Below are 12,387 nucleotides of genomic sequence, written 5' to 3' on the forward strand. Positions count from 1 at the left end.
GTGTTAACGTATTTATCGCCGTCTTTACCTTCTGTAGTTGGATCAACTTTGCCGTTCAATACGTCTTTTCCGTCGCGTCCATCACGGCCGTCACGACCTTGCGCTCCATCACGTCCGTCGCGGCCTGGTAAACCTTGTGCTCCGTCACGACCAGCAGGTCCTTGAAGACCTTGGGCACCTTGATCTCCCTTAGGTCCTTGTGGCCCTTGTGGTCCTGCAACTCCGTCTTCACCTTTTAGACCTTGAGGTCCACGAATGTTACCAATCTTATCCCAAGTTCCGTTTTCTTTCTTATAAACATCACCTGTAGTTGCATCGATATAAGTGTCACCATCTTTACCATCATTTGCTGTTGGTGCTTTAGGTCCACTTAATAATTCAGCACCATTACGTCCGTCTGCTCCAGAAGCTCCATCTGCACCATTACGTCCATTTGTACCATTCAAGATATCACTTGTACCAATTAATTCATCCACACCTGGATCGTATTTACCGTTACCATTATTATCATAGTATGCTGTAATACGAGTACCATCTACTGGTTGTGATGCTGGTGCTGTAGCTGGGTCGTCTGCTAATGCTCTTCTTACTCTTCCACTTCTTTGATTATTAATTCTTACTGCAGCTTCTGCTAAGGCATTTAAGTCAATAGTTGGTGTACGGCCATCTTTACCATCCTTAATGTTAGCTACAACAGGCTCTTCTCCAGGAACTGTAAATGTAATGTCAGTACTGCGACCATCTGCTCCACGAGCAGTTGTAACTTTAGGAGTTGCTCCCTTGTCACCTTTTTCACCTTTGGCACCATCTGCAATGACAACTTCTTTTAATTTCTTATCAGAAGCATCTAATTCGTTGTTTCCATTTTTATCGTAATAGAAGATAACAGTTGTTGTTTTATCTGCTTCATTTCGTTGAGTCGCAACTAATGGACTTGCGCCATCGAGACCATCTCTTACAACAGTATTTGTAACATTACCTCTACCATCGTTAATAGTGATAGTGTGAGTACCGTCTTCTTTATTATCTGTAACGGTTACGGTTGGAGTTACACCGTCACGACCTGCCTGACCTTGGTCTCCTTTTTCACCTTTAGCACCTTGTGCTCCAGTGAGACCGCGTTCGCCTCGATCTCCTTTTTCACCTTTGGCACCTTGTGCTCCAGTGAGACCGCGTTCACCTTGGTCTCCTTTTTCACCTTTTGCACCTTGTGCTCCAGTGAGACCGCGTTCACCTTGGTCTCCTTTTTCACCTTTTGCACCTTGGGCACCGGTTAGACCGCGTTCACCTCGATCTCCTTTTTCACCTTTAGCACCTTGTGCTCCAGTGAGACCGCGTTCACCTTGGTCCCCTTTTTCACCCTTGGCTCCATCTTTAATAGCAATTTTTTGAACAAGTTCGTCTACACCCTCAGTATAAACACCGTTGCCATCGTTATCAAGATAGAAAGTGAGGTTATTTGTATCACCAACTTTATTTTGATCAACACGTGGTTTTACTGTATCGATTAGCTCTTTAGCCACACCAATTTGCATAATACGTGGCTTAGCTTCTTTAGTAACTCTATTACTAATTGGCAATCCTAGGATTGTTTCATTACCAAATCGATGAACTTTATAGGTGATTTGACGTTTTCCTTTTTCACCTTCACGAACTAATTTAGTTTGACCTTCTGGTAACTTACTAGTTGGAAGATAGACAGTTTGGAAGTCAATGTCTTCTGTAACAGTCTGGTTATTAGTACCACCATTTGGATTTGCATCCAAGAGGAGTGGGTTTGCTCTATGATAATAGTTGGAGTTACTGTATGGGTCATTGCTGGTAGCGGCACCACCACCACCTTGGTCCACGTTAAAAGTAACTGGTTTCAAACGAACAGACAAGTCACCATTTGGATTATTGATAGGCAAACTAAATCTGACTGTTTGTTCCATATTTGTTGAAGTAGCAGAGGTCATACTGTATCCTGAATGAGATACAAAGTTGGCACCCTGACTAATAGGTTTTGATTGTTCTCTCAATCTTGGAGTGTTGATAGTCGCATTTGAAGGATTTCCAAATCCATCCCCTTTATCCAAGATAAAGTTATTATTAACAAATTCACCTGGACCAGAGTATCTAATTGTGAAATTCAATCTATTACCTTGACGTACTGTTGTTACATCATAATGAATTGAATTTCCACCACGTGAGTTCCCGTAGCCACGGAAACTATAACTACGACCACCTTGACTAATATCTGCAAATGCAACTGTATTCCCAGAACCTGAGACAATTGGGTTGGCTGGATTGCTAGAAGCTCTAAAGCCACTATGCCCTTTATCCAAGTCTTCCTTACGAATAGCTGGATTTTGGCGAGCATCAGAAAGGCTCAAACCTGGTTTCAAGATTTCATTAGTAGATGCTGGAGCTGAAGTTGTTTCTACTTTGGCAGCTGTGCTAGTTGGCAAAACAGCGCTATCAACAGCTGAGCGATCAGTTGTTTTAGCTGGTTTAGCTTCTTCTTTGGCTTCTGCTGTGTCAGCTTTCTTCACTACAGGAGTTTCTGATACTGTTCCTTTATCAGAGTTAGAACGAAGTTCTAGACCAATAATAGCCGATTGAATAGATGACTCTGCTGCTGATATTTCAGCTTCAGATGCATCTGCTTTCCCAAGCAAGCTTTGACCAGCTTGTATACTTGCTTGCAAGTTAGCAGCACTTGCTTCTGTATATAATTTACTCTCAAGTTTTTTAGCACGTGAAAGAGCCGTTAACAATTTTGACTTGTCAACAGCATCTTGATGACTTGCTTCTTCTTTTTTATCTTTTACTTCTTCAACTTTTTCTGTTGGTCTAGTAGCTTCTTCAGCTTTAGCTGGAGTTACTTCTATTGGGTTAACAACAGTTGGAGCTGCATAGGTTGTTTCTTTTTTAGGTGTAGAAACTTCTGCTGGTTTAGTAGCTTCATTCACCTTATCAACAGAAACACTGTTAATTGCCTCAGGATTGTGTTCCTCCGCTTGTACTGCTTGCGCATTGGCAGCAGTTCCCAAGACTAAGGCTGTCCCGAGCAAGACACTAGCCGCACCAAAGTGATACTTACGAATAGAGTATCGTTGTTGCATGCTATACCAGTCAAATGATTTCTTATGTGAATGTTTCATTTTAAACTCCTAGATAGTATTTTATAATTTATAATGTACAACTATTTGATATATAAATCAATATTATCCAAAGAATTACTATATCGTATTCCTGCCCCTGAAAGCCCTTTATTATATTCTATTTTTTCGAATTATCAGAACATTTTTTTGATTCTAGTTTTTTTGTTATATTAAAACAAAAATGTGATATAATAACTCAAGGAGGAAAATACATATATGCGTAACCTTTTATCTACGAAAGATCAGCGACAATTACGTTTAATGGAAACCCTAATTCAACATCGCGATTGGTTGAAATTACATGAACTTGCCGATAAGTTAGGATGTACAGAACGAATTCTAAAAAGTGATTTAAATGAATTACGTGCTGCTTTTCCAACTATTGACATCCAATCTTCTATTAACGGAATTATGATAGATTTAGAAGTTAATACTAGCGTTGAAGATGTATATCAATATTTTCTTGCTCATTCTCAATCTTTTCAATTACTAGAGTATCTGTTTTTTAATGAGGGCCTACCTATTTATCGAACAATAGAAAATCTTCACTCTAGTAATGCCAACCTCTATCGATTGGGCAGAAATATTACAAAAACTCTGTCAACTCAATTCCAAATTGAACTATCATTTACTCCATCCGAAATACGTGGGAATGAAATCGATATTCGCTATTTTTTTGCCCAATATTTTTCTGAGCGCTATTATTTCCTTGATTGGCCTTTTCCTGACCTTCCTGAGGAAGATTTAACAGAGTTTGTTGACTTCTTCTATAAAATTACGAATTATCCAATGCGATTTTCAATTTATAGAATGTACAAACTAATGATAGCTATCAGTATTTACCGCATCAAAAATGGTCATTTCATCGACTTACCAAATCATTTCTTTGATGATTACTATCCTATTTTAGCAAGCATTCCAAACTTTGAAGAGGTACTAGGCTATTTCTCTCAAGTATTTGAATTTGAAATCACTCCAGATATTATTGCACAAATTTTTATTTCCTTTATTCAAAGTAACATTTTTTTAGATCCTAAAGAATTCTTCAACTCTTTAGAAAAAAACAGTGAAGCAAGATACTCTTACCAATTACTGAGTCAAATATTAGAACGCCTATCAAAACAATATAAGATTACCTTTACCAACCACGATGAGCTGATTTGGCATTTACACAACACGGCTTTCTTTGAAAGACAGGAAATCTTTTCTACCCCAATCTTATTTGAACAAAAAGCATTGACGATTAAAAATTTCGAAGTTTACTTCCCAGACTTTATGGGGAGTGCGCGTCAAGAACTGGCTCAATACCGTCAAGCAATTGGACAGCATGACCATCCTGAACAGTTGGAACACTTGATGTACACCATCTTAACCCATGCTGAAAACCTCTCTACTCAGTTGTTAGAAAATCGACCACCTATCAAGGTTTTGATTATCAGTAACTTTGACCACGCCCTATCACTTACTTTAAAGGATATGCTTACATACTATTGTAACAATCGATTCACCTTTGATACTTGGGATGAATTGAAAACAAGCCCTGAGATTTTAAATCAGACAGACTACGATATCATTGTGTCTAATTTTTATATTCCAGGAATTACCAAGAAGTTTATTTGCCGAAACCATCTGTCAATCATGAGTTTGGTTAACCATCTTAACTGTTTATCAAATGAGATTCATATATCCAATACTTTATAAGCTAGAAAAAAGTCAGCATAATTCTGCTGACTTTTTCTTTTATCTATTTTCTATACTTCCTTTACAAAAACCAATTCCTGTGGCTGGGACAGGTCTTCTCTGTAGTTAAATCCTGCAAATCTTAAGCGACGAGCTTCTTCCACCGTCTGTACTTGATTTTCTATCAGGGCTGTTAGGAAGGCACCACGCGCTTTCTTGGAAATAGTTGAGTGAATCTTCAGCTGACCACCCTTGTCCTCCATGAATTTGAAGGTCACCATTTTTTCTCTAATTTCCTTAGAAAATACAGTCTCAAACTCGGATGACAAGAGAGAAAAAATCACTTCTTCCTGCTTCACAGCTTCATCATAGGCTACCTTCCAATGGCTCTTCAAAGTCTTACCAGAGACTTTTAATTTCATCAAAAAATCCAAACGGTGAGGAGCCATGGGTGACAAGGCTGGAACGACTCCGTACAAAGCCGAGGTAATAAAGACATGATTTTCAAGATAGGCTTGTTCTTCCTCGGTCAGTTTGTCTCGCTTGATATGACGGTACATGAGCCCATCAAAAAGTTTCAGAGCTGGATAGTGTTGAGCAGTTTGTTTTTTTAAAGTTTGGATATTTTGAAATTCTGCCGCAGCTTTCTCGGCTGAAACTTTGTAAAAACTCTCCAATTGACTAGCAGAATAGAGAGCCAAGGCATCCAGCACAGCTTGACTTTCTGGTCTTAAAGGATTTGCCTCGATACTCGGCAAGTCTGTGTTCATTTCTTTTGCTGTTGGGATTAAAATTTTCATATTGATAGTGTAGCATATTTTTTAGCCACAACCAAGAAATTCATCTGAAAAACCTCGGTTTGACCGAGGTTTCTCTGTTTATTTGGGCCATCCTAACCAGACAGCCACGAGAACAAGGGCTAGGCCAGCTAAACTTGTTAAGATAGATAAGAATTTATCTTTTTTCTCCTTGAACTGAGAAAAACCTATCTTCAAAGCGAGCAGTCCGAGTAGCATTGAAGCAACCATCACATAAAAACCCATTTGTTTGTCCTCCATTAGTCTTAATTTACCTTATTATAACATACATTTCTTAAATAAACCTTTTTTACTGCACTTTAAAGGTCTTGAGATAATTGTCCTTTCCTACTTGACCTTCAAAGTTTTTACCATTTTCGAGGTAAGGGAGGTCATCAGATACAGAGGCCTTGACCTTGTAAATCTTGCCATCAACTTTAAAGAAGTAGACAGTGTCTCCCTTAATAACAGCTGATTTGAGGTCTGCTACCACACCCTTGATGCTTTCAGTTGTTGCATTATCAATCTCAAGGTCGTTTTTATTGGCATACTTACTGAGTAGCTCTTCCACTGTCGTGGCTACGATAACATTTTGGTACTCGACTGCGTCTACCAGAGCGTACTCTTTGACCAAGCCAGCATTGTCCTTCAAGCCCATGATGTAGAGAGGTTTGTCATTGAGGTTGATGAGGATTGGGAAGGTTGCCTTGTAGGATTTCTCTTGTACAGCACCTTCTGCTGATTCACGGGCTGATTCTTCGGTCGCAGAAGCCAAGCTGTACTTAGTGATTTCTCCTGTTCGCATGTTTTCAAGGATGAAACCAAGATTACTCTCATCCGCATTAGCCGACGTCACACCTGTGTAGAGATAGATGTCATTTCCGATAGACAAGTAATTATAACCTTTGGTAGTCTGGGTCACATTTTTCTTGGAAATCATGGCATTCCAGAAACCGTCCTTATACTTGCCGTTATAGTTGATTTGCTCAATGGTTTCCTCAGCTGGATAGACCCTGTCCACCCATTCTGGAACATCTGCTAAGCTGTATTCCTTGGTTTCTCCATTTGTAGCATCCAAGATAATAACTGAAACAGGACGAGGAACTGCTAAGCCAAATTGCTTTTGGTAAACCGTCGCCACGTAGAAAGGATTGCCCTCATCGTCCACCTCGAAAGATGGAGTTTTGAAGATTTTGGTTGGATACTTAAAGCGCAGGTGACGTTTGACATCACGGTTAAAATACTCCGAGTCTGAATATTTGATTGGTGTCTTCAAGTCCACCAAGTCCGCATTACCAGTTACCATGTCCACCTTGATATACTCGCCGATTCCTTTGGCCTGATTATTAAACCACTTGATAGGATCTGCGTATTCTAGTGGCGTAACTCGATAAGGTTTCCCATCAATCGTCAATTGGGTATAGGTGTCTTCCGCTACGTACTGCGACACCTTGTCCGTTAGGGAACCCAAGTAGCGGTCACCAATTTTTTCAGCAGTACTTCTATCTAAGATAGGAACCTTACTGGTGTCAGTCTTAGGAAATTCAGTAAAGTCTTTTTCCGTAACTGTGACTACATTGGCATAATTTTTAGCCTGAAAAATGCTAGAAGTCACCAAGGAAACCAAGGCTGCTAAGAGAAGAATTCCTCCAATAGAAGCTAAAAGGATTTTCCCTAAGCGATTGATTTTGAAACCCTCTAGATTTAAGGCAGCTTCCGCCTTACCGTGGCGCACATGAACCGTTTTGACAAGGTTTATCCCCTTACCAAAGCCAAATAAGACTGCCACAACCAGCAAATGCCCACAGAGGAAAAAGAGAAATTCCCAGCTGGTCAGGTTAAGAGGCGGTAAAAAGATATACCAGGTCGTTGCGATAAAAATAAGTTCAAAGACTATCCGTTTCATTTGCTTTCCTCCTAAATGATTCGTCCTTCCAAGTGATCCAGTTCATGCTGGCAAATCTGGGCTGGGAAACCTGTCAAAGTAATGGTCTGTTCCTGCCACTTGCTGTCACGATAGGCAACCCTTATGGTTTCATAACGCTTAGTAGGTCTCATACCTGTCAAGGACAAACAGCCTTCTTCTGTCTCATAAGCTCCTTCAGAGGACACGAGCACTGGATTAAACATGACCACAGGAACCAAGCCCAGATTAAAGATAATCACGCGCTTCTGCACCCCAATCATATTGGCAGCCAGACCGACACAAGTCTCACGATTCGCTAAAAGTGTATCCTGCAAATCTTTGGCAAGATAAAGGTCTTCCTGACTTGCCGGCTGAGATACCTGAGATAAAAACAAAATATCCTTCACAATTTTCTTTTCCACTTCCTCACACTCCTCTTGATATTTACTATATTATACTCAATGAAAATCAAAAAGCAAACTAGGAAGCTAGCCGCAAGCTGTACTTGAGTACGGTAAGGCGACGCTGACGTGGTTTGAATTTGATTTTCGAAGAGTATTATAGCAATTATAGCACAAAAGCCAATAACTGCAAGCCCTTTCCCTCAACTGTAGCAAAAAGCCATCCGAAGATGACTTTTTCTTTTTAAATCGCATTCTTGTCAAAGCCAAGTTTGCGTTGGATAAACTTAACGATTTCAACAATGATAATCATTGAGAAGCTTCCAGCCATAACGATTCCCCATTGTGACAAGTCTAGTTTGGTTACGTGGAAGATCCCTTCAAGCGGTTCTACGACGATTGTTGCCATGAGAAGGATGAAGGATACCAAGATAGACCAGTTGAAGGTCTTAGACTTGAATGGGCCAACTGTCAAGATGGATTGGTAAACAGACTTGACATTGTAGGCATGGAAGAGCTGAATCAAACCAAGGGTTGCAAAAGCCATAGTAAGGGCATCCGCATGAATGGCATGATTATCACCCACATGTACTGGGTAAGCAATTGCAAGTCCATAAACACTCATAACAATAGCTGCTTGGAGTACACCTTGATAGATGATAGAACTCAAAACACCACCTGAGAAGAAGCTTGCCTTGCGTCCACGTGGTTTATGGTTCATGACACCAGGCTCAGCAGGTTCAACACCAAGAGCGATAGCTGGGAAGGTATCTGTTACCAAGTTAATCCACAAAAGATGAACTGGCTGTAAGACATCCCAACCAAACAAGGTTGATAGGAAGATAGTTAATACTTCAGCAGTATTGGCAGAAAGTAGGTACTGAATAGTCTTTTGAATATTTGAGAAGACCTTACGTCCTTCTTCCACTGCAACGATGATAGTTGCAAAGTTATCATCTGCAAGAATCATGTCAGAAGCCCCCTTAGAAACCTCTGTACCAGTGATCCCCATACCGATACCGATATCGGCTGTTTTCAGAGCTGGCGCATCATTGACACCGTCACCTGTCATGGCAACGACCTTACCTTGTTTTTGCCAAGCCTTGACGATACGAACCTTATGCTCTGGAGATACACGCGCATAAACAGAGTATTGACCAACTACTTTTTCAAAGTCTTCATCTGACAGTTCGTTGAGCTCAGCACCAGTTAAAACGTGGCCTTCTGTATCGTTTGCATCAATGATTCCCAAACGTTTAGCAATAGCTTCTGCAGTGTCTTGGTGGTCACCTGTAATCATGATTGGACGGATTCCAGCTTCCTTAGCCACACGAACAGCCTCAGCTGCCTCAGGACGTTCAGGGTCAATCATCCCGATCAAACCAGTGAAGATTAAATCATTTTCAAGCTCTTCAGAAGTAAGATTTTCTGGAATACTATCGATAATCTTATAAGCACCTGCAAGGACACGCAAGGCTTGGTGAGCCATTTCAGAGTTGTTTGTGTGAATGAGGTTTGTAACCTTCTCATCAATCGGAGCAATATCCCCAGCCTTATCGCGAAGAACACAACGTTTCAAGAGTTGGTCTGGAGCACCTTTGACTGCTACAAGGAAACGACCATCTGGCAACGGGTGAACCGTTGACATGAGCTTACGTTCAGAATCAAATGGCAACTCAGCCACACGAGGATATTTCTCTAAAAATCCTTTAACATCGTAGCCCTTGTCCAAGGCATACTGGATAAAGGCTGTTTCGGTTGGATCACCAATTAGATTGCCTTCAACATCAATTTTCGTATCATTGGCCAAGACAACTGAACGAAGAAGCGGCATTTCAAGACCCAGTTCAATGTCATCAGCTGAGTCATGTAGGACTGCATCATAGAAGACTTTTTCAACGGTCATCTTGTTCATGGTCAACGTACCAGTCTTATCAGAAGCGATGATTTCCGTTGAACCAAGTGTTTCTACTGCTGGCAACTTACGAACAATAGAGTTTCGTTTGGCCAAAACTTGAGTACCAAGGGCAAGAACGATAGTTACGATAGCTGGGAGCCCTTCTGGAATGGCTGCAACAGCAAGGGCAACAGAGGTCATCAACTCACCAAGTGGATTTTTCCCTTGAATGAAGACACCCACTACAAAAGTAACAAGGGCAATGACCAAGATAGCATAGGTCAAGACCTTAGAAAGGTTGTTCAAGTTTTGTTTGAGTGGTGTATCCGTCTCATCCGCATCTTGGAGCATGCCAGCGATATGACCAACTTCCGTGTACATACCTGTATTGACAACAACACCAAGACCACGACCATAAGTCACATTTGAGTTTTGGAAGGCCATATTGACACGATCACCAATACCAGCATCTGCAGCAAGCTCAACTGTCAAGTCTTTTTCTACTGGAACAGACTCACCTGTAAGAGCTGCTTCTTCAATTTTAAGAGAGTTGGCTTCTAGTAAACGTAGGTCTGCTGGCACTACATCACCTGCTTCGAGGGCAACGATATCTCCAGGTACCAATTCTTTAGAGTCAATCTCCGCCATATGGCCATCACGCAGAACGCGGGCAGCTGGACTAGACATGGATTTGAGGGCTTCGATAGCTTCTTCTGCTTTCCCTTCTTGGTAAACACCAAAGGCAGCGTTAATGATAACCACGGCTAAAATGATAATGGCATCTGCGATATCTTCCCCACCAGAAGTCACGACTGATAAAATAGCTGCCGCAACTAGGATGATAATCATCAAATCCTTAAATTGCTCGATGAATTTGACCAGGATTGATCGTTTCTCTCCTTCTTCGAGTTCATTGTGGCCAAATTCGGCAAGGCGCTTTTCCGCCTCACTTGATGACAAACCTTGCTCGGTCGCATCCACAGCCTTCAAGACCTCTTCAGGGCTCTGAGTGTAAAACGCTTGGCGTTTTTGTTCTTTTGACATGTGTCTCCTCCTTGACATTGTGTGCTAAACAGACTCTCTTTTCCCCATCGTATCTTTTCACGACAAACAAAAAGAGACCTGTTAATCATAACAAGTCTCGCTGTTTAAGATAGTGCCGGAAAGCATACTTTTCAGTATAAAATTCGGAATGACGACACTATCACAGGTTTCTGCCAGCTACTCCCTTGAGTAGTACTATTATACCAAATTTTGAAAAGTTTTCAAAGAGTAAAAACTGCCTTATTTGAATTTTCCCTTGAAAACCAGTATAATGGTAGAATGCTATATGACTAGAAAGGAAGTTGAATGAAGCAATCTATCTCAAATCTCAAGTTAGCTGAGCGTGGGGCCATTATCAGTATTTCGACCTATTTGATCTTGTCTGCAGCCAAATTAGCAACTGGGCACCTCCTCCATTCATCCAGTTTGGTGGCCGATGGTTTTAACAACGTGTCGGACATCATTGGAAATGTGGCCCTCTTGATTGGCATTCGGATGGCGCGCCAGCCTGCAGACCGTGACCACCGTTTTGGTCACTGGAAGATTGAAGATTTGGCTAGTTTAGTCACTTCCATCATCATGTTCTATGTTGGCTTTGATGTTCTAAGGGATACCATTCAGAAGATTCTCAGTCGTGAAGAAACGGTCATTGATCCTCTGGGTGCCACTCTAGGAATCATGTCTGCAACGATTATGTTTATGGTCTATCTCTACAACACTCGCCTCAGTAAGAAATCCAACTCCAAGGCACTGAAGGCTGCCGCCAAGGACAATCTTTCTGATGCTGTCACCTCACTTGGTACTACCATTGCCATCCTGGCCAGCAGTTTCAATTATCCCATTGTGGATAAACTGGTTGCCATCATCATCACTTTCTTTATCTTGAAAACTGCCTATGATATCTTCATCGAATCTTCCTTTAGTCTTTCAGATGGTTTTGACGACCGTTTGCTTGAGGATTATCAAAAGGCTATCATGGAAATTCCCAAGATCAGTAAGGTTAAGTCGCAAAGAGGTCGTACCTACGGTAGCAATATCTACCTGGATATTACGCTGGAGATGAATCCTGACTTGTCGGTTTATGAAAGCCACGAGATTGCGGATCAGGTCGAGTCTATGCTGGAGGAACGTTTTGGGGTTTTTGATACCGATGTCCATATCGAGCCAGCACCTATACCTGAGGATGAAATTTTAGACAATGTCTATAAAAAATTGCTTATGCGCGAGCAATTGATTGACCAAGGAAATCAACTGGAAGAACTCTTGGCTGACGATTTTGTCTATATTCGTCAAGATGGAGAACAGATGAATAAAGAGGCCTATAAAGCGGAAAAAGACTTGAATTCTGCTATCAAGGACATCCAAATCACTTCCATCAGCCAGAAGACCAAACTCATCTGCTATGAATTAGATGGCATCGTCCATACCAGTATCTGGCGACGCCACGAAACTTGGCAAAATATCTTTCATCAAGAAACCAAAAAAGAATAGAAAAATCCTGTCATGAGACGGGATT

Annotated in this window: 8 protein-coding genes; 2 read left to right on the forward strand and 6 right to left on the reverse strand. The window is 41.1% G+C overall.

Features of this window, described 5'->3' with window-relative positions:
- Nucleotides 1–3,146, reverse strand: a 3,146-nt coding sequence (gene pclA / locus N8L39_RS07650) for a pneumococcal collagen-like adhesin PclA (RefSeq protein ID WP_261039351.1), incomplete at its 3' end; no start/stop codon positions are given.
- Between the two features lie 216 nt (nucleotides 3,147–3,362).
- Between pclA and pclR the strand changes: the two genes are divergently transcribed.
- A complete protein-coding gene (gene pclR / locus N8L39_RS07655; protein WP_261010661.1) occupies nucleotides 3,363–4,847 on the forward strand; it encodes a virulence transcriptional activator PclR in 1,485 nt (494 codons plus the stop codon).
- A gap of 50 nt (nucleotides 4,848–4,897) precedes the next feature.
- Here the strand turns inward: pclR and yaaA are convergent, their stop codons facing one another.
- The 5 genes from yaaA to N8L39_RS07680 form a co-directional block, all read right to left on the reverse strand.
- On the reverse strand, nucleotides 4,898–5,626 hold the full coding sequence (yaaA, locus tag N8L39_RS07660; protein WP_261010660.1) for a peroxide stress protein YaaA: 729 nt from the start codon (nucleotides 5,624–5,626) through the stop codon (nucleotides 4,898–4,900).
- A 78-nt stretch (nucleotides 5,627–5,704) separates the two neighbouring features.
- Entirely contained in the window at nucleotides 5,705–5,869 is a 165-nt protein-coding gene (locus N8L39_RS07665; protein ID WP_000508327.1) for a YczI family protein, read from the reverse strand.
- A gap of 64 nt (nucleotides 5,870–5,933) precedes the next feature.
- Nucleotides 5,934–7,529 (reverse strand): hypothetical protein, encoded by a 1,596-nt coding sequence (locus N8L39_RS07670; RefSeq protein WP_261010659.1) that lies wholly within the window; start codon nucleotides 7,527–7,529, stop codon nucleotides 5,934–5,936.
- Between the two features lie 11 nt (nucleotides 7,530–7,540).
- Nucleotides 7,541–7,951 (reverse strand): peptide deformylase, encoded by a 411-nt coding sequence (locus N8L39_RS07675; protein WP_261010658.1) that lies wholly within the window; start codon nucleotides 7,949–7,951, stop codon nucleotides 7,541–7,543.
- A gap of 223 nt (nucleotides 7,952–8,174) precedes the next feature.
- Nucleotides 8,175–10,871 carry a cation-translocating P-type ATPase gene (locus N8L39_RS07680; RefSeq protein ID WP_261010657.1) on the reverse strand — a complete coding sequence of 899 codons (2,697 nt, stop codon included), beginning with the start codon at nucleotides 10,869–10,871 and terminating at the stop codon, nucleotides 8,175–8,177.
- Nucleotides 10,872–11,177: 306 nt separating this feature from the next.
- Here N8L39_RS07680 and mntE point away from each other — a divergent pair, with 306 nt between their 5' ends.
- A complete protein-coding gene (mntE, locus tag N8L39_RS07685; protein ID WP_261010656.1) occupies nucleotides 11,178–12,362 on the forward strand; it encodes a CDF family manganese efflux transporter MntE in 1,185 nt (394 codons plus the stop codon).
- Nucleotides 12,363–12,387 lie beyond the last annotated feature (25 nt).

It is taken from the genome of Streptococcus mitis, assembly GCF_946190285.1.
GTDB classification, from domain to species: Bacteria; Bacillota; Bacilli; order Lactobacillales; family Streptococcaceae; genus Streptococcus; species Streptococcus mitis_CP.

Bases quoted from the DNA above. Each gene is read 5' to 3' on its own strand.
- N8L39_RS07670 (WP_261010659.1), bottom strand. From the start codon at position 7,529: ATGAAACGGATAGTCTTTGAACTTATTTTTATCGCAACGACCTGGTAT.
- N8L39_RS07680 (WP_261010657.1), bottom strand. From the start codon at position 10,871: ATGTCAAAAGAACAAAAACGCCAAGCGTTTTACACTCAGAGCCCTGAA.
- pclR (WP_261010661.1), top strand. From the start codon at position 3,363: ATGCGTAACCTTTTATCTACGAAAGATCAGCGACAATTACGTTTAATG.
- mntE (WP_261010656.1), top strand. From the start codon at position 11,178: ATGAAGCAATCTATCTCAAATCTCAAGTTAGCTGAGCGTGGGGCCATT.
- yaaA (WP_261010660.1), bottom strand. From the start codon at position 5,626: ATGAAAATTTTAATCCCAACAGCAAAAGAAATGAACACAGACTTGCCG.
- N8L39_RS07665 (WP_000508327.1), bottom strand. From the start codon at position 5,869: ATGGGTTTTTATGTGATGGTTGCTTCAATGCTACTCGGACTGCTCGCT.